This is a genomic window from Tahibacter amnicola (assembly GCF_025398735.1).
Lineage (GTDB): Bacteria > Pseudomonadota > Gammaproteobacteria > Xanthomonadales > Rhodanobacteraceae > Tahibacter > Tahibacter amnicola.
In genome coordinates, this window is sequence record NZ_CP104694.1 from 4,802,712 (window position 1) to 4,820,630 (window position 17,919).

13 protein-coding genes are annotated in these 17,919 nt (G+C 65.1%); 9 read left to right on the top strand and 4 right to left on the bottom strand.

Translation table 11 applies throughout. From position 1 onward, the window contains the following. Nucleotides 1-12: 12 nt before the first annotated feature. The 4 genes from dapD to N4264_RS18820 all read right to left on the bottom strand — a co-directional run bounded on the left by dapD (nucleotide 13) and on the right by N4264_RS18820 (nucleotide 7,405). The gene (gene dapD / locus N4264_RS18805) at nucleotides 13-837 is read right to left on the bottom strand and encodes a 2,3,4,5-tetrahydropyridine-2,6-dicarboxylate N-succinyltransferase (protein WP_261693770.1); all 825 of its coding nucleotides are present in this window, start codon (nucleotides 835-837) and stop codon (nucleotides 13-15) included. Then, nucleotides 824-3,520, bottom strand: coding sequence for a [protein-PII] uridylyltransferase (gene glnD / locus N4264_RS18810; RefSeq protein ID WP_261693771.1), 2,697 nt, complete (start codon nucleotides 3,518-3,520; stop codon nucleotides 824-826). The genes dapD and glnD overlap by 14 nt, the downstream gene beginning before the upstream one ends. Before the next feature lie 4 nt (nucleotides 3,521-3,524). After that, nucleotides 3,525-4,292: a type I methionyl aminopeptidase gene (gene map / locus N4264_RS18815; protein WP_261693772.1), complete on the bottom strand. Its 768-nt coding sequence runs from the start codon at nucleotides 4,290-4,292 to the stop codon at nucleotides 3,525-3,527. 440 nt (nucleotides 4,293-4,732) lie between these two features. Then, on the bottom strand, nucleotides 4,733-7,405 hold the full coding sequence (locus N4264_RS18820) for a hypothetical protein (protein ID WP_261693773.1): 2,673 nt from the start codon (nucleotides 7,403-7,405) through the stop codon (nucleotides 4,733-4,735). A gap of 326 nt (nucleotides 7,406-7,731) precedes the next feature. On the opposite strand from N4264_RS18820, the gene rpsB reads away from it, so the two are divergent. From rpsB to bamA, 9 genes are all read left to right on the top strand, one after another. After that, nucleotides 7,732-8,607 (top strand): 30S ribosomal protein S2, encoded by an 876-nt coding sequence (gene rpsB / locus N4264_RS18825; protein WP_261693774.1) that lies wholly within the window; start codon nucleotides 7,732-7,734, stop codon nucleotides 8,605-8,607. A gap of 138 nt (nucleotides 8,608-8,745) precedes the next feature. Next, on the top strand, nucleotides 8,746-9,624 hold the full coding sequence (gene tsf / locus N4264_RS18830) for a translation elongation factor Ts (protein ID WP_261697658.1): 879 nt from the start codon (nucleotides 8,746-8,748) through the stop codon (nucleotides 9,622-9,624). Nucleotides 9,625-9,937: 313 nt separating this feature from the next. Further along, nucleotides 9,938-10,654, top strand: a complete 717-nt coding sequence (pyrH, locus tag N4264_RS18835; RefSeq protein WP_261693775.1) for a UMP kinase — start codon at nucleotides 9,938-9,940, stop codon at nucleotides 10,652-10,654. Between the two features lie 72 nt (nucleotides 10,655-10,726). Continuing rightward, complete coding sequence (frr, locus tag N4264_RS18840; protein WP_261693776.1) at nucleotides 10,727-11,284, top strand: ribosome recycling factor; 558 nt, start codon at nucleotides 10,727-10,729, stop codon at nucleotides 11,282-11,284. A gap of 27 nt (nucleotides 11,285-11,311) precedes the next feature. Then, a complete protein-coding gene (gene uppS / locus N4264_RS18845) occupies nucleotides 11,312-12,070 on the top strand; it encodes a polyprenyl diphosphate synthase (RefSeq protein WP_261693777.1) in 759 nt (252 codons plus the stop codon). A 40-nt stretch (nucleotides 12,071-12,110) separates the two neighbouring features. Next, nucleotides 12,111-12,938 carry a phosphatidate cytidylyltransferase gene (locus N4264_RS18850; protein ID WP_261693778.1) on the top strand — a complete coding sequence of 276 codons (828 nt, stop codon included), beginning with the start codon at nucleotides 12,111-12,113 and terminating at the stop codon, nucleotides 12,936-12,938. Continuing rightward, the gene (locus tag N4264_RS18855; protein ID WP_261693779.1) at nucleotides 12,935-14,113 is read left to right on the top strand and encodes a 1-deoxy-D-xylulose-5-phosphate reductoisomerase; all 1,179 of its coding nucleotides are present in this window, start codon (nucleotides 12,935-12,937) and stop codon (nucleotides 14,111-14,113) included. Before N4264_RS18850 ends, N4264_RS18855 begins: the two co-directional genes overlap by 4 nt. A 7-nt stretch (nucleotides 14,114-14,120) precedes the next feature. Continuing rightward, nucleotides 14,121-15,482, top strand: coding sequence for an RIP metalloprotease RseP (gene rseP, locus N4264_RS18860; RefSeq protein ID WP_261693780.1), 1,362 nt, complete (start codon nucleotides 14,121-14,123; stop codon nucleotides 15,480-15,482). A 75-nt stretch (nucleotides 15,483-15,557) separates the two neighbouring features. Beyond that, the gene (bamA, locus tag N4264_RS18865) at nucleotides 15,558-17,906 is read left to right on the top strand and encodes an outer membrane protein assembly factor BamA (protein ID WP_261693781.1); all 2,349 of its coding nucleotides are present in this window, start codon (nucleotides 15,558-15,560) and stop codon (nucleotides 17,904-17,906) included. Nucleotides 17,907-17,919: the final 13 nt, after the last annotated feature.

Genomic DNA, 17,919 nt, shown 5'->3' on the forward strand with positions numbered 1-17,919 from the left:
GGGAGGCCGGCGTCAATCGCCGCGTAGCAGTTCATTGACCGAGGTCTTGCTGCGCGTCTTCTCGTCGACCTGCTTGACGATCACCGCGCAGTACAGGCTGTGGCTGCCGTCCTTGGCCGGCAGCGCCCCGGAAACCACGACACTGCCCGCCGGCACGCGGCCATAGCTGATCTCGCCCGATTCGCGGTGGAGGATGCGGGTGGACTGGCCGAGGAACACGCCCATGCCGATGACCGAGCCGCGCTCGACGACCACGCCTTCGACCACTTCCGAACGCGCGCCGATGAAGCAGCCATCCTCGATGATGGTCGGGCCAGCCTGGAGCGGTTCCAGCACACCGCCGATACCGGCGCCGCCAGAAAGGTGTACCCCCTTGCCGATCTGCGCACACGATCCGACAGTGGCCCAGGTATCGACCATCGTGCCTTCGCCGACATAGGCACCGATATTGACGAAGCTGGGCATCAGCACGACGTCGCGCCCGATATGGGCGCCGCGACGCACGACCGCGCCCGGAACCGCGCGCGCGCCAAGCTCACGGAAGGCCTTCTCGTCGAATCCTTCGAAGCGCAGCGGTACTTTGTCGTAGTACGGCGCCGGCTGCGCCGGCATCACCTGGTTGGCATTCAGGCGGAACGACAGCAGCACCGCCTTTTTCAACCACTGGTTCACCTGCCAGGTACCGTTGCCATTCGGCTCGGCCACCCGGCGCTCACCGGCTTCCAGCAGCGCCAGCGCGTGTTCCACCGCATCACGGACCGCGGCCGGCGCACCGGCAGGGCTGAGTTCAGCGCGACTTTCCCAGGCCGCGTTGATCGCATTCTCAAGATCTTGCATGAATCTCCTTTGTCACGGTCGGCGCCGGCGGGGCGTTCAGGCGCGCCAGCAAGGCCTGCTGGAGTGCCTGCTCGCTGTCGCGGCTGAGCGGCCGGTTGTTCTGGTCAGTGATCTGGAAGAAGTCTTCCGCGCGCTCGCCGAAGGTGGCGATCCGCGCATCATGCACGCGCACGCGCCGTTCGCGGAAGACTTGCGCGACGACGGCGAGCAGGCCGGGCCGGTCCGAGCAGACCAGGGAAACCTGGGTCCGTTCGGCATTGGCCTCGCTACGAAACTCGATTCGCGCGGGAATATGGAAATGACGCAATGGGCGGGCCATCGAGCGCTTTGCCAGTTGCGGGCGATACGGGTTCTGGCGCAGGGCGCGCCGCAGCGTCTCGGCGACCAGCTCACTGCGTTCGCCGCGATCGATCGCCTCGCCACTTGCGTCGAGCACGAGGAACGTGTCAATGCTCATGCCCGAGCGGCTGCTCAGGATGCGCGCTTCCTGCACCGACAGATGCAGCCGGTCCAGCGCGGCGGTCACGGTGGCAAACAGGCCGTCGCGATCGTCGGCGTAAATGAAGATTTCGCTGCCGCCGCGCAATCCGTCCGCCTGGACCAGCACCAGCGGAAGATCTTCCGCGGCGGCCATCACGATGGCGCGCGTCTGCCAGGCGATCTGCTCGGGTCGATAGCGCAGGAAGGCTTCTTCGGGGAAGTCGTTCCAGACTTCCGTCACCGGCTGCTGGTCAATCCCTTCGGCGGCCAGGATCTCCAGCGCCTGCGCCTGGCAATCGCGGCGCTGCTCATCCGCATGCGGCGGCCGTTCCAGATCGCCACGCAGCACGTAGCGCGCCGCGACGTAGAGATCGGCCAGCAAGCGGTCTTTCCAGGAGTTCCACAATTTCGGACTGGTGCCGGCGATATCGGCACAGGTGAGCAGGTACAGCAGGTCCAGCCGGTCCCATTCGCCCACCTGCGCGGCAAACCGGTGCACCACGTCCGGATCGGTGATGTCCTGGCGCTGTGCGGTGACGCTCATGAGCAGGTGCCAGCGCACCAGCCAGGCGACGATATCGATATCGCCGGGCGACAGGCCCAGGCGCGCGCAGAAGTCGCGCGCCTCGACCTCGCCCAGTTCCGAGTGATCGCCGCCGCGCCCCTTGGCGATGTCGTGGAACAGTGCAGCCAGCAGCAACAGTTCGGGCTTGGCCAGGCGGGAGAACAAATCGCTGGCCAGCGCAAATTCGCGACTGTGCTGCGGCTGCGCGAAACGCGCCACGATGCGCAGCACGCGCAGCGTATGCTCATCCACGGTATAGACGTGGAAAAGATCATATTGCATGCGACCGACGACCTTGCCGAAGGCCGGCAGGTACTGCGCCAGCAGGCCGTGCCGGCTCATTCGCGCCAGTGCTTCGACCGCCGGCGCGCCGCGGCGCAACAGGCGCAGGAACGCCGCGTGGACAGCCGCATCTTCGCGCAGGCTTTCGCCGTGCAGCTCCAGCGCAGCCTGCAGCCGGCACTGCGCATGGGCACGCAGACCGCTCAGCTCCGGGTTGTCGACCAGCACGATGAACACGTCGATGAGGGCGGCCGGGCGCCGCTCGAAAAGATCCGGTTCGCGAATGTCGACGCGATCGCCCATGGCCACGAAGCCGTCGCCAATCGGTTCGGCCTGCAGCAGCACCGGTTCTGCCAGGGCCTCGTCGCAGCGCTGCAGGAATGCGGCGTTGGTGCGCTCGAACACCATGGCCGCGCGATAGTAGGACTGCATGAACTGTTCGACGCCCAGGTTCTGGGCGTGCTCGTCGCGATAGCCCAGCCGACTGGCCAGCTCACGCTGGAAGTCGAACAGCAGGCGTTCTTCGGGACGCCCCGCCAGAAGGTGCAGCGCGTAGCGGGCGCGCCACAGCGTCGCCCGGGCCTCGCCAAGCGCAAGCCATTCGGACTTGCTCAACAGCCCTTTGCGGGCCAGCCCGCGCAGATCGCCGATGCCGAACAGGCGCCGGCCCAGCCAGCCAATCACGTGCAGGCTGCGCAGGCCGCCGGGACCATCCTTGAGGTTGGGTTCGAGGTTGTAGGCCGTGTCGTGGTAACGCGCATGGCGTACGGCCTGCTCTTCGCGCTTGGCCGCGAGGTACTTCGCCGGCGGCCATACTGCAGGATCGCCGAGCATGGCATCCCAGCCCTGGTCGAAGACGGCCGCGCCGGCGATGCGGCGCCCTTCCAGCAGACTCGTATAGACGCTCGCGTCGCTCGCCGCCAGCTCGCGGCACTGGGCCAACGTCCGCACCGCGTGGCCGGGCTTGAGTCCCAGGTCCCACAGGCAGGTGAAAAGGGTTTCCAGTGAGCGCGCCTGCGAGCCCTGCGGTACGGCATCGGTCAGAACCAGGAGATCGGTATCCGATCGCGGGAAGAGCTCGCCGCGCCCGAATCCGCCGACGGCAAACAGAGCCAGTGTTGCCGGTTCGCCGACGATGGCCGTCCAGACGTGGCGCAGCAGTTTTTCGATCGCCTGTGCGCGCGCCGGAACGAGCTCATCCACGCTCGCGCCGTCACGGAAGGCATCCGCCAGCGCGCGATCGGTATCACCCAGCCACTGGCGCAACGCCAGCCGTGCCGACTCGGAAATGCCCGATCGCGGTATCGCCGCGGGCAGCCGCGGCAGGGCGACCACCGGAGCGGTCGCGGTTTCCATGGCTTCAGGCCGCCCTGGGCCAGGGCGTCAGGATCTCGTAGCCGTCGTCGGTCACCGTGACAGTGTGTTCCCACTGGGCCGACAGGGAGTGATCCCGCGTCACGACTGTCCAGCCGTCCGGCATCAGGCGCGTGCCCGGCTTGCCGGCATTGATCATCGGCTCGACCGTGAAGCACATGCCCTTCTCCAGGCGCAGCCCGGTACCCGGCTTGCCGTAGTGAAGCACCTGCGGATCTTCGTGGTAGACGCGGCCGATGCCGTGGCCGCAATACTCACGCACCACCGAGAAACCTGCGCCTTCGGCGTGCTTCTGGATCGCGTGCCCGATGTCCCCCAGAGTAGCGCCGGGCCGGACCTGGGCAATGCCCAGCATCATGGATTCGAACGCCACGGTGCACAGGCGCTGGGCCCGGACATCGGGCTTGCCCACGTAGTACATGCGGCTGGTATCGCCGTGGAAGCCGTCGCGGATGACGGTCACGTCAATATTGATGATGTCGCCATCCTTGAGGATCTTGCGCGCATCGGGAATGCCGTGACAGATCACGTGGTTGACCGACGTGCAGATCGTCTTCGGAAAGCCGCGGTAGCCCAGATTCGCCGGGATCGACTGCTGCACCTTGACGATGTGATCGTGACAGATGCGGTCCAGCTCCTCGGTGCTGACGCCGGGCTTGACGTACTCCCCGATCATTTCGAGCACTTCCGCCGCCAGCGCGCCGGCAATCCGCATTTTCTCGATATCAGCAGGGGTCTTGATCGTTACGGGCATGTGTTCCTCAGGTTCGGCGAACCCTCTATCCGGAGGAAAAGTCTGACGGGAGTGGGGGCGGATGGCAACCCGGCCGGGCCCTGGCCCGCCATGCCGCCCGAGGGCCGCATGGCAGACCGTGCATCGCGGGGCACGGGGGAGCCCGCCGTTCGGGACACCTGCCGCGTGCCGGCTGTCGTGCCGTCGCTGGCGGCCAGCCCACAGCGGGCGCCATCGCAGGCGTGGAAGAAGAGATCGCCGTGATAGAGCACGCTTGGAACCGGATTGTCATACTGGCTGGAGCGGAACGGGTCGAGCGGGAACGGGCCGGGCGCGGCGCCGTCGCAGCGCCACAGCGTCCCGTTCCAGCCGCTGCGGACTGAGGAAAAGTCCGACTGGAGCGGAGGGGAGCAATCCTCCCCGCCGCTCTTTCAGCCAGACCGCATGCTATCCCTCGATGGCTAGTCGGCCTCGAAGCCGTTCCGGAAGATCATCTCGGGCACAGGCTCGACCTTCCAGAGTTCCCGCCCGTGGTAACCGTCGTCGGCCGTAAAGAATGCCGCCGAGTCGGTTTGTCCGATGAGTAGGGGCGACGAGCCAGAGGTACCGGGGTAGATGTCGCGTACCAACGTCGCGTTGTATGCATTTGCTGCGGTAACGCACAGCTCTTCGCCCGTTCGCTGGCTGTGGCACAGGAAAAGGACTGCGCCGTTTTCCAGCACGGCGGAATTGCCCGGTATTGCCTGGAAACCCGTCGGGAGCGTCACCCGATAGGATCCCTTGAAGGTGCCGTCAGTGAGCGTCAGGTTCTGTTCGCACGATTCCGAACAGGCAAATACGAGCGCCTTATTCGCGCCCGCTTCCGCAATCTTCGCGCCGGCCGTGGAAAACTGCTCCACCAGAACAGAACCGACCGCAGTGCCGTCGCTGGACCACAGCTGGCTTGTGGAGCCATGGGAAATGACAAACAGCACCTTGCCGCCCACCGTGGTCAACTGTCCTGTCGTTCCAGATGGAAATTCCAGGATGGTTCTCGTACCAGCGAGGCTACCGTCGGTCGACATGAAGTAGCACGGACCTGACCCGCTACAGACAAGGAAAAAGAGGCGCCCGTTCAATACAGCGCTGGCCACTTGCTCCTGCTGCCACCAGTCAGCTTGCAGAGCGCTGATGCGGAAAGTCCCCGGCGCAGTGGCATCGCTACGCCATATGCCGGAATTGTCACCCACCCCGGCAAAAATTGCCGTCGCATTGACGCGGCCGATTTCGGTCAGCCGGTGATAGTCGCCAAAACGGGGAAATATGACGACCGGCAGGTCCGTTCCACCCGACATGCCGCAAAGGTCAAACGCATAACTTTGCTGGCCACAACGAAACATTGCGTTGCCAGCGCCGGTGGCGTGCAGAACATGACGCGTTGCTGTCCCCTCCCACACCCGTCGTGCAGCCCCCAGCTGCCAGTCCGCGCGATAGATCCGAGACAGATAGGACGAGTTCGTCTCAAACAGCACATCGTTACCATAGGGGACGACGCGGTCGATCCAGTCACCTTCGAACTGGGACCTGGCCAGTGGATAGGTACCTGCCTCGGTACCGTCCGTGCGCCAAAGGTTCGCAGGAGCGAACGAGTTCGATGCATACGGATCGGTGGACTGCACGAACAGAAGCGAATCACCTCTGGCAGCCGCAATCGGCTCGCTCTCGAACAAGACCCCCGCTGCGGTCGAGGGCCAAACGTCATTCAACAACTGCGTCCCCGCGACAGTAAGGTCAGATTGGTATACCTCGACATCGGGGGTCGATTGATTTGGCACACGATGTTTGGCAGCCCCGATGAGCTTGCCGTTCAGCACCGTGCTGTTTCGCGGCAAGAACGGAAAGTCGCTGATGACTGGCTCGGACGACAGTGACTGCGGGTCGACACGCCACAATGTCGTGCCGAGGTGGTAATACACGTGGCTGCCGACAACGATCCCCTCCTCGCCGTGGTTCACCCACGCCGACCCGGTTTCATCCGGCAACACCCTGCGGGTACCCGCCGTCGTGCCGTCCGTAATGAACACGCCGGTCCTCAATATCGAGGCAGCCTGATATGGCGCGAAAAATGCCAGGCGGTTACCGACCGGAAGCATTCCGACGGTGTGGTGACCCAGGTTTAACGGGACGTCCATGACCGCGGTTGTCTGACCCCGTAGCGCATCAGCGAGTACCAGACGGAAACGCCCTTGAGCGCTCTCCGCCACGTAGACCTGGCCGCCAGCGTAAGCCAGGCCGCGCGCGCGGCCGTTCCCCGAATCCGCAATTTGCCGGCTGCCCGCAGCCGTTCCGTCGGTCTTCCACAGGACCCAGCCATTGCCGGCCGATGCCGCCACATAGCAGTGATCGCCTGCCGACGCGACATGGACCATTTCAGGGTGGAAGTTCGCCATGAGTGCCAGATCGGTCTGGGCGACCTGCCCAGGATCGACCCTCGACAGGTGGACGCTTCCGAACTCGTAGGTCACAGTGACAATGGCATCGCCAATCGGACACACACCGTGTTCGGTGAGGAAACTTGCGCCGGGGATCACATGCTTGACGGTCCCCTGCAGTGTGCCATCCGTTGAGTAGGCGGAGTTGCCCATCCGGACAAACACGTGGTTCTGCGTTGTCGCCAGCGGTGCCCGGACATACCAAGGGTCGCCCGCGGACGGCTCGCTTGTCAGTCGTGTCGCCGCGGTTCCATCGGGATTGACGGACCACATCTGCATGCCGTGTATGCCGTTGTTGGCGGCGACAATGATCCGCCCGTTGGTCCCGCCGAATGGCACCGCGGATGACGAGGCGGGCCCGGCTGCGAAGTCGCGTACCAGCCGCAAGCCGGCAGGGCTGCCGTCCGTCGAGTACAACTCGGTGCCGGTTTCAGGCGTTGTCGCCACGAAGTAGGCGCGATCGCCAATGGAAATGAAATGGCCAGGATCGGAGCTGGCCACTCCGGGAGCTGTTTCAATGTCCTTGACGAGACTCGCACGCACGGGCGGCAATGCATCGCTCTCACTGACTGCACCCGCAGCCAGCGCTGTAGCAACAATCACTTTCAAAATCATTGGCATGCCAGATAGTCCCTTCTGAAGAATGCGGTAGCCTTCACCCACGCCGCCATCTCGCGGCACCAACCAGGGATCTGGCCGCGTTTGTCACTTGCTCGAAGGCTGCTGCCGGCTGAGGGATAGAGCACCCATCCCCTTGTCCCGCGCCACTGCAGCAGGCTAGAATCTCATGGATTTGCCGCGCCGCCCATAGGGCCTGGCGGGCCGATCCAAGCCGGTTCCAAGGCCGGCACCACGGCAATCCTGCCGAATCCGCACACGCATCGTCACCGCTTCGGGGTGCTTCGCAAGAAGTCGAACGCGGGGGTGCGTGGAGGTCTCAACCCCGGGCGCATTACCGCTATGCCTGCGCCCACAATTGGAGCAATACCATGCCTCAGGTCACCATGCGCCAGATGCTCGAAGCCGGCGTCCACTTCGGTCACCAGACTCGCTACTGGAACCCGAAGATGTCGCCCTACATCTTCGGCGCGCGCGGCAAGATCCACATCATCAACCTCGAGAAGACCGTTCCGCTGTTCGGCGACGCGATGAACTTCCTCTCGGGCCTGGCCCAAAAGCGCGGCACCATCCTGTTCGTCGGCACGAAGCGTTCGGCCCGTGACGCGGTGAAGGAAGAAGCCGAGCGTTGCGGCATGCCGCACGTCTCCGCCCGCTGGCTGGGTGGCACGCTGACCAACTTCCGCACCGTCAAGCAGTCGGTCGCCCGCCTGAAGGAACTGGAAGCCATGGCCACCGACGGCCGCTTCGACCGCCTGGTCAAGCGCGAAGTCCTCGGCCTCCAGCGCGAAGCGGACAAGCTGCAGACCTCGCTCGGCGGCATCAAGAACATGAACCGCCTGCCGGACGCCCTGTTCGTCATCGACATCGGCCACGAAGACATCGCCATCAAGGAAGCCAAGAAGCTCGGCATTCCGGTCGTGGCGGTGGTCGATACCAACTACGACCCGAGCCTCGTCGACTACGCCATCCCGGGTAACGACGACGCGATCCGCGCCGTGCAGCTGTACGTCCGCGCTGCCGCCGACGCCGTGCTGGAAGGCAAGGCCGCGGCCCCGCAGGTCGCCGTGAGCGAGAAGGACGAATTCGTCGAGCTCGACGCCGAAGGCAACGTCAAGGCTGCCACCAACGACGACGCCCCGCGCGGCCGCAAGCCGGCTCCGCGTAACGCCAAGCCGGGCGCCAAGAAGCCGGGCCAGGGCCCGCGTCGTGGCGGCGGCGGCCGTCCGGCCCCGTCGGCTGAGTAAGACTTAGCACCAGCGTCGTACCGCGCGGCGGCTCCGGCCGCCGCGCATGACCCGGTCACGCCAGTGTCGCGACCGCGTCTGAAGATCCCGATTCCCCGGCGCGACGCCGCGTCGCCCGAATTCAATACCGAGGTATACATGGAAATCACCGCCAGTCTGGTCAAGGAACTGCGCGAGCGCTCCGGCGCCGGCATGATGGAGTGCAAGAAAGCGCTCGCCGAGAACGCCGGCGATATCGAAAAGGCCATGGAATACCTGCGCAAGACGGGCCTGGCCAAGGCCGACAAGAAGGCCGGCCGCGTGGCCGCCGAAGGCCGTATCGTCCTGGCGCAGAACGGCAGCAAGGCCGTGCTGGTCGAGGTCAACTCCGAAACCGACTTCGTCGGCAAGGACGAGAACTTCGTCAAGTTCGCCAATACCGCCGCCGAAGTCGCCCTGTCCAGCGGCTCGGCCGACATCGAAGCCCTGAAGACGGCTGCCTTCCCGGGCGGCGGTTCGGTTGACGAAGCCCGCCAGGCCCTGGTCGCCAAGGTCGGTGAGAACGTCCAGCTGCGCCGCATGGTGCGCGCTGACAGCGCCAACAAGATCGGCGCCTATGTCCATGGCGGCCGCATCGGCGTGCTGGTGGAAGTCAAAGGCGGCTCGGACGAGCTGGCTCGCGGCCTGGCCATGCACGTGGCGGCGATGAACCCGCCCTACGTCTCGGCGGCCCACGTGCCGGCCGACATCGTGGCGAAGGAAAAGGAAATCGAACTGGCCAAGATGACCGACAAGGACAAGGCCAAGCCGGCCGACATCCTGGAAAAGATCATCTCCGGCAAGATCAACAAGATCGTCTCGGAAATGACCCTGACCGGTCAGCCGTACGTGCTGGACACCAACATGACCGTCGAAGCCGCCCTGAAGAAGGAAGGCGCCGAGGTGATCGGCTTCCAGCGCCTGGCCGTCGGCGAGGGCATCGAGAAGGTGGTTGAGGACTACGCTGCCGAAGTCATGAAGCAAGCCGGTCTTGCCTGAGGCGAAAGCCCAGGAAACAAAAAAGCCGCAGACCCCTGCGGCTTTTTTTTGGCCTGATTTCGCTGCCCCCGCACTTGCCGGGGGCGAACTGGCGGAAGCCGCCACCCTCCGGCTTCCGCCGAACGCTCCGCAAAAGACCTCGTATTCCCGGCACCTCGGACGGTGCCAGTCATCGGGCAAGACTGCGCAGGAACCCTCTCCTGCGCCGGGAATCGGGGACGACAACCCGGCAAGTCAGTGCCGGCCGCATCACCCCCTGCGTTACCGCATACATAACCGATAAACTGCACCCGTTTTGCCCGGAGGAACCGCCATGCCCACCGATATCAAATACAAGCGCATCCTCCTCAAGCTGAGCGGCGAGGCCCTGATGGGCGACGCCGACTACGGCATTGATCCGAAAGTACTGACCCGACTGGCGAAGGAAATCATTGAAATCCAGCGTGTCGGCGTCCAGGTCGGCGTCGTCATCGGCGGCGGCAACATCTTCCGCGGCGAAGGCCTGGCCGCGGCCGGCATGGACCGCGTGACCGGCGACAACATGGGCATGCTGGCCACCGTGATGAACGCCCTGGCCATGCAGGACGCCCTGGAAAAACTCGGCGCCTATGCCCGCGTCATGAGCGCGATCAAGATCAACGAAGTCTGCGAGGACTTCATCCGCCGCCGCGCTATCCGCCATCTGGAGAAGGGCCGGATTGCCCTGTTCGCCGCCGGTACCGGCAATCCCTTCTTCACCACCGACTCGGCCGCCGCCCTGCGCGCGATCGAAGTGGGGGCGGATCTGCTGCTCAAGGCGACCAAGGTCGACGGCGTGTACAGCGCCGACCCCAAGAAGGACCCAACGGCCCAGCGCTACGAGAAGCTGAGCTACGGCGAGGTCATCCAGCGCAACCTGCAGGTGATGGACACCACGGCCATCGCCCTGTGCCGGGACAACAAGATCCCGCTGCGCATCTACGACATGGGCGTGGGCGGCAACCTGCTGCGCATCATGAAGGGCGAACCGGTCGGCACCCTGGTCTCGTGAACCAGGCGCGTCGGCCATGCCGGCGCGCTGCTATACTTCCGCCGCTTTGTTCCGGCCAAGGATTTCGCCGCAATGATCAATGACATCAAGAAAGACGCCCAGACCCGCATGGCCAAGAGCGTCGAGTCGCTCAAGCATGACCTTCAGCGCCTGCGTACCGGACGCGCCTCCACCGCCCTGGTCGATCACCTCAAGGTGAACTACTACGGTTCGGACATGCCGCTGTCCCAGGTCGCCACGATCGCCGTCCAGGATGCGCGTTCGCTGACGATCACCCCGTGGGAGAAGAACATGGTGCAGCCGATCGAGAAGGCGATCATGTCCTCCGACCTCGGGCTGAACCCCACCACCGCCGGCACGGTCATCCGCATCAACCTGCCCGCCCTGACCGAGGAGCGCCGCAAGGAGCTCTCCAAGCACGTTCACCACGAAGGCGAAAGCGCGAAGGTCGCCGTCCGCAACGTGCGCCGTGATGCGATGCAGCACGTCAAGGAGCTGCTGAAAGAAAAGAAGGTCACGGAAGACGAAGAACGGAAGGCCGAGGAAGACATCCAGAAGCTCACCGACAAGGCCATCAAAGATGTCGATGCGGTGGTCAAGGCCAAGGAAGACGAACTGATGGCGCTCTGAGCGCCGACGGAGTTCACCCTGGACCCCGTGACCAAAGCGCCCGGCGGCACGCCGGGCGCGCCGGATCCCCGCCTGCCCCGGCACGTCGCCATCGTGATGGACGGCAACGGCCGCTGGGCCAAGCAGCGCCTGCGGCCGCGCAGCTTCGGGCATCACGCCGGCCAGAAGGCCGTGCGCGGCGCGATCGAGTTCTGCCTGCGCCGCGGCATCGAGGCACTCACCCTCTTCGCATTCTCCAGCGAGAACTGGCAGCGTCCAAAGGACGAGGTCGGCGCGCTGATGGAACTGTTCCTCAAGGCGCTCGACCGGGAAGTCGACGAGCTCTGCGGGCATGGCGTGCGCATCCGCTTCATCGGCGAGCTGTCAGCCTTCGCCCCGGCGCTCCAGTCGCGCATGCGTGGCGCTATGGAAAAGACCGCGTCCAACTCGCGCCTTGCCCTCAACATCGCCGTCAACTACGGCGGTCGCTGGGACGTGGCGGAAGCGGCCCGGCAAACCGCCCTGGCCGTGCTCCGGGGCGAACTGTCCGTGGACGCCATCAGCGAACAGCAGATGGCCCCGCATTTCGCCCTCGCCGAGCTGCCGGCCGTGGACCTGTTCATCCGGACGGGCGGCGAACTGCGCGTCAGCAACTTCCTGCTCTGGCAGATCGCCTACGCCGAGCTGTACTTCACGCCGACGCTCTGGCCGGACTTCAACGCCGATGCGTTCACCCGTGCCATCGACGACTATGCCGGCCGGGAACGGCGTTACGGCAAGACCAGCGCCCAGGTTGCCGGCACCTGATGCGCCCGCCCTGCCCCCTCCTCCGCCTCGCGAGTGTCCCGTGCCTCCCAAACTGAAAACACGGACTTTGACCGCCCTGGTACTGGCACCGCTGGCGATCGCGCTGATCCTGCTGGCGCCGACCGCCGTGCTGGCGGTGGTCGCGGCCGGCGCCTTCCTGATGGCGGCGTGGGAATGGACCCGAATGGTCGGCCTGCGCGCCCTGCCGATCCGGGGTGCCGTCATTGGCGCCCACGTCGTCGCGATGGCGGTGCTGTGGTGGTACCGCGACGGCGCGGTCTGGTGGGCCGTCATCGGCGCCGGCGTGGCCTGGTGGCTGGTCGCCACGCTGTGGCTGCGGCGTTTCTCGTTCGCCGTCGCGCCGACGCACGAGAACGCCAGTCTTAAGACTGTCGCCGGCCTGTTTGTCATCGTTCCCGCCTGGTGCGCCTTGCTGCAGCTGCACGCCAGCCCGAACAAGGGGCCGTGGTGGGCGCTCTTTGGTCTCATGCTGGTGTGGGTCGCCGACAGCGGCGCGTATCTGGCCGGCAGTCGCTGGGGCCGGACCAAGCTGGCCCCGCGGATCAGCCCCGGCAAAACCTGGGCCGGTGTCTATGGCGCGATTGCCAGCTCGGCCATCGTCGGGGTGATCGGCGCCTGGTTGCTCGGCACGCGGCATCTGGCGCTGGCCGGCGTGTTCGTCCTGGCGATGGTGACCGTGGTGGCCTCCATCGTCGGCGACCTGTTTGAAAGCCTGATCAAGCGGCACGCCAACGTGAAGGATTCCGGTGATCTCTTCCCGGGTCACGGCGGCATGTTCGACCGGCTGGACAGCGTGTTCGCGGCCCTGCCCGTCTGGGCGGCGGGACTGGCGCTGCTCGCGGCATGAAACAGGTTGCCATCCTCGGAGCCACCGGATCGATCGGCTCCAGCACGCTCGACGTCATCGCCCGCCACCCGGATAAATTCCGGGCCAGTGTCCTGGCGGCCCATCGCAGTACCGAGGCGCTGGCCGACCTGTGCGACCGGTTCCGCCCGGACCTGGCCATCGTCGCCGACCCCGCCTGCGAGGCGGACCTGAAAGCCCATCTCGCGCGGCGCGGGCTGACAACAGCGGTCGCCGCAGGCGAAGCCGCGCTGTCAGACGCCGCCGCCTCGTCGCAGTGCGATACGGTCGTGGCCGCCATCGTCGGCGCGGCCGGCCTGGCCTCTACGCTGGCCGCCGCCCGCGCCGGGAAGCGGCTGCTGCTGGCGAACAAGGAATCCATCGTCATGGCGGGGCCGCTGCTGATGCGCGCACTGCGTGACGGTGGCGGCGATCTCATTCCGATCGATTCGGAACACAACGCTTTGTTCCAGTGCCTGCCGGGCGGCCGGCCCGAACTCTCCGCCGTCGGCGTGCGCAAGCTGACGCTGACGGCCTCCGGCGGGCCGTTCCGTGGCCGCAGCCGCCAGGATCTGGGCGCCATCACGCCCGAGCAGGCCGTCGCCCACCCGAACTGGCGCATGGGCCGCAAGATCTCGGTTGATTCGGCCACCTTGATGAACAAGGGGCTGGAGGTCATCGAAGCTCACTTCCTGTTCGATGCCCCGCCGGAAGCCATCGACGTCGTCGTGCATCCGCAGAGCATCGTGCATTCCCTGGTGGAGTACGTCGACGGATCCGTCCTTGCGCAGCTGGGCAATCCCGATATGCGAACGGCCATCGGCCACGCCCTGGCCTGGCCCGGTCGTGTGGACACGGCCGTCAAACCGCTGGACCTGGTCGCCTTGTCGCGGCTGGAGTTCCTGCCCCCGGACCGCGCCACGTTCCGGTGCCTGGACCTGGCCTATGCCGCCTTGCGTGCGGGCGGCACCGCCCCCACCGTCCTCAACGCCGCCAACGAAATTGCGGTGGCGGCCTTCCTGGACGGACACTTGCCGTTCCTGGCGATCGCGGAGGTCATCGAATCCTGCATGGACGCGCTCGGTACTGAACCGGTCCAAAGTCTCGATCAACTCATTCAGACGGACTTAACCGCCCGTCATACGGCGCGTCATATGATGCGCCGCCTTCACTGCTGAGCCTCCCATGGGCGACTTCTTCGGTTCAATCTGGTGGTTGCTGGTCACTCTGGGCTTGCTCATCACCTTCCATGAGTTCGGGCACTACAGCGTCGCCCGGCTGCTCGGCGTGAAGGTGCTTCGGTTCTCGGTGGGATTCGGCAAACCCATCTGGACCCGCGTCGCCAGGAACGGCACCGAGTTTGTCATCAGCCTGCTGCCGCTGGGCGGCTACGTGAAATTCCTCGATTCGCGCGAAGCGGAAGTCTCCCCGGAAGATGCCGACGGCGATTTCAACAGCAAGGCCGTCTGGAAGCGTGCCGCCATTACGGTCGCAGGCCCGCTGTTCAACCTGATCTTCACCATCGCGGCCCTCTGGGCCATGTTCATCATCGGCAAGGCCGACTACCAGCCGGTCATCGGCAAGGTGGACGGCGTTTCGGCCACCGCCGGATTCGCCGCCGGCGACACCATTACCAAGGTCGGCGTCGAACCCGTCCAGACCCTGACCGACGCCGGCTTCCTGCTGCTCGGACACGCGATGGATCGCGGCGCAGTCGACGTCACGGTCACCGACGCCCAAGGCAAGACGGCAACCCGCCGGCTGGATACCTCCGGCATTCCTCGCGGCATCGAAGAAGTCGAACTGCTGCGCCAGGTGGGCATCACCTGGCGCCCATTCCTGCCGGGTCCGGCGCAGTTCAGCCAGGTCAGCAAGGATTCCCCGGCAGCGGCCGCGGGCTTCAAGGCGGGCGATCGCGTCGTGTCGGTCAATGAGATCCCCATCAGCGACAGTGCGACCTTCGTCGAAACGGTCCAGAAGCTCGCGTCGGCACAGACGCCGCTGAGTGTCGTGGTGCAACGGGGTACGGAGCGCCAGACCCTTACGGTCACTCCGAAGGCCGCCACCAGCGACGAAGGCCCCCGTTGGCAGATCGGCGTCACCCTGGCGGCGCCGCCGCCGGTCGCCCAGGACGCGCTCCTCCGCTATGGCCCGATCGCCGCGCTGGGCGCGGCTTTCCGGGAAACCGCCAGCCTCACCGGCCGGACCCTTGCCATGCTCAAGCGGATGATCGTCGGGTCCGCGTCCCTCAAGAATATTTCCGGGCCGATCAGCATCGCCCAGACCGCCAACGCCTCGGCCCAGCTCGGCGCGGGCTGGTTCCTTTACTTCCTGGCGCTGATCTCTCTGAGCCTGTGCATCATGAACCTGCTGCCCATCCCCATCTTGGACGGCGGTCATCTCGTGTATTACCTTATTGAGTCGGTCAAGGGCAGTCCGGTCAGCGAGCGCATGTTGATCGCCGGCCAATACGCCGGTCTGGTCCTGCTGGCTGCCCTGATGGGACTCGCGTTCTACAACGATATCGTGCGACAGCTGCCGTCCTAGCGACCGCCCGCTGATCCCACGAACCCAAAAAACCGCGGCAGCGCCCGCCGCCATAAAAACCCTGACGGATTGACGATGAAGCGTATCGCCGCCCTGCTCTTGCTTGCCTGCCTTGCTGCCGAGGCCAATGCGTTCGAGGCTTTCGTAGTCTCGGACATCCGGATCGACGGCCTGCAGCGCATCGCACCCGGCACCGTGTTCACCTACCTGCCGATCGAAAAGGGCGACCGCGTCACCAGCGAGGACGGCGAGAAGGCCATCCGGGCCCTGTTCAAGACGGGCTTCTTCAACGACGTCTCGCTCACCCGGCAGGGTGACATCCTCGTCGTCACGGTGAAGGAACGCCCGGCGATCTCCAAGATCACCATCAAGGGCAACAAGGAACTGAAGGAAGAGGAACTGCGCAAGGGTCTCAAGGGCATCGGCCTTGAAGAAGGCGAAACCTTCGACCGCCTCCAGCTCGACCGCGTGCAGCAGGAACTCACCCGCCAGTACCACAACCGCGGCAAGTACAACGTCTCGATCACGCCCAAGGTCACGCCGCTGGATCGCAACCGCGTCGACATCAACATCGTGATCGCCGAAGGCAAGGCCTCGCGCATCAAGCACATCAATGTCGTGGGCAACGCCATCTTCACGGATAAGGAGATCCGCGACGAATTCGAGTCCGACACGTCCAACTGGACGTCCTGGTACTCCAAGGACGACCAGTACTCCCGCGAGAAGCTCTCGGGCGACCTGGAAAAGCTGGCCTCCTACTACCTCGACCGCGGCTACGCCGACTTCAACATCGATTCGACGGAAGTCTCCATCAGCCCGGACAAGCGCAACATCTACGTCAGCGCCAACGTGCACGAAGGCGACTTGTACAAGATTTCCGACATCAAGCTGCTGGGCGAACTGATCCTGCCGGAAGAGTCGCTGCGCAAGCTGCTGCGCATCCAGGCGGGCGAGACCTTCTCCCGCCGCAAGCTGGAGCAGAGCGCGAACGCCATGAGCGCGGTGCTCTCCAACATCGGCTACGCCTTCGCGGAAGTCACCCCGGTTCCCAAGACCGACAAGGAAGGCAAGACGGTCGAGGTCACGTTCTATGTGGACCCGGGCAAGCGCGTCTACGTCAATCGCGTGATGTTCAAGGGCAACACGCGTACGGAAGACGAAGTGCTGCGCCGGGAAATGCGCCAGCTGGAAGGCTCCTGGTACTCGCAGGCCGCGATCGACCGCTCCAAGGTGCGCCTGCAGCGCCTGGGCTTCTTCAAGAAGGTCGAGATCGAGACGCCGAAGGTTGCCGGCACCGAAGACCAGGTCGACATGGTCATCACGGTCGAGGAACAGCCCTCCGGCAGCCTGCTGTTCGGCCTGGGCTATTCGCAGGTCCAGAAGCTCATCGCCAGCGTGGCGGTGTCGCAGAACAACTTCCTGGGAACCGGCGACAAGATCTCCCTCGCCGTGCAGCGCAGCTCGTACATGAACCGGTACGACATCAGCTACGCCCAGCCCTACCTGACCGACAGCAATATCAGCCTGGGCTACAACCTGAGCCTGCGTGAGCTGGACCAGGGCGATGCCAACCTCGCCAACTATCTGAGCGACACGGCCGCCTTCTCCACCTTCGTAGGCGTTCCGATCGGCGAGACCGACGGCGTGCAGTTCCAGCTGGGCTTCAGCAACAACCAGATCACGACCCTGCCGGGCCTGACGCCCAGCTACATCATCCGCTACATCACGGACCTGGATCACCGCACGATCCATACCTGGAACCTGACGGCGTCCTGGGCCCACGACACGCGCAACAAGTACTTCACGCCAACCCGCGGCGGCCTGCAGTCGATCTCCGCCGAAATCGCGCTGCCTGGCTCCACGCTGGAGTACTACAAGCTGTACTACCAGGGTGCCCACTACTTCCCGCTGACCGACAGCCTCACCTTCCTGCTGTCGGGCAACCTCGGCTACGGCGACAGCTACCGCAATGCCATCGGTCGCGAAGATCCCAACGCCCCGGTCAAGGGCCAGCGCGTCGTCCTGAGCGGCCTGCCCTTCTTCGAGAACTTCTATGCCGGCGGCGTGCGCGATGTGCGCGGCTTCGAGGACAACACCCTCGGCCCGTGCGAACGCGTCAGCCAGATCGACTACTGCCAGCCGATCGGCGGTGCCTTCAAGGTACTGGGCTCGGCCGAACTGATCCTGCCGACGCCGTTCGCCAAGAACAGCGACTCGGTGCGCATCTCCGCGTTCCTCGACGTGGGTAACGTCTATCGCACCTTCGGCGATTTCGATGCCGGTGAATTGCGCGCCTCGACGGGCCTTTCGCTGCAATGGCAGGCGCCGGTCGGACCGATCACGGTCAACCTGGCCCGCCCGATCCGCAAGAAGGATGGCGACCGGACGGAAACCATCCAGTTCTCCTTCGGCACGCAGTTCTGACAAGAACTGGCAT

Coding starts and splice junctions, on each gene's coding strand:
- dapD (WP_261693770.1), bottom strand. CDS start 837: ATGCAAGATCTTGAGAATGCGATCAACGCGGCCTGGGAAAGTCGCGCT.
- glnD (WP_261693771.1), bottom strand. CDS start 3,520: ATGGAAACCGCGACCGCTCCGGTGGTCGCCCTGCCGCGGCTGCCCGCG.
- map (WP_261693772.1), bottom strand. CDS start 4,292: ATGCCCGTAACGATCAAGACCCCTGCTGATATCGAGAAAATGCGGATT.
- rpsB (WP_261693774.1), top strand. CDS start 7,732: ATGCCTCAGGTCACCATGCGCCAGATGCTCGAAGCCGGCGTCCACTTC.
- tsf (WP_261697658.1), top strand. CDS start 8,746: ATGGAAATCACCGCCAGTCTGGTCAAGGAACTGCGCGAGCGCTCCGGC.
- pyrH (WP_261693775.1), top strand. CDS start 9,938: ATGCCCACCGATATCAAATACAAGCGCATCCTCCTCAAGCTGAGCGGC.
- frr (WP_261693776.1), top strand. CDS start 10,727: ATGATCAATGACATCAAGAAAGACGCCCAGACCCGCATGGCCAAGAGC.
- N4264_RS18855 (WP_261693779.1), top strand. CDS start 12,935: ATGAAACAGGTTGCCATCCTCGGAGCCACCGGATCGATCGGCTCCAGC.
- rseP (WP_261693780.1), top strand. CDS start 14,121: ATGGGCGACTTCTTCGGTTCAATCTGGTGGTTGCTGGTCACTCTGGGC.
- bamA (WP_261693781.1), top strand. CDS start 15,558: ATGAAGCGTATCGCCGCCCTGCTCTTGCTTGCCTGCCTTGCTGCCGAG.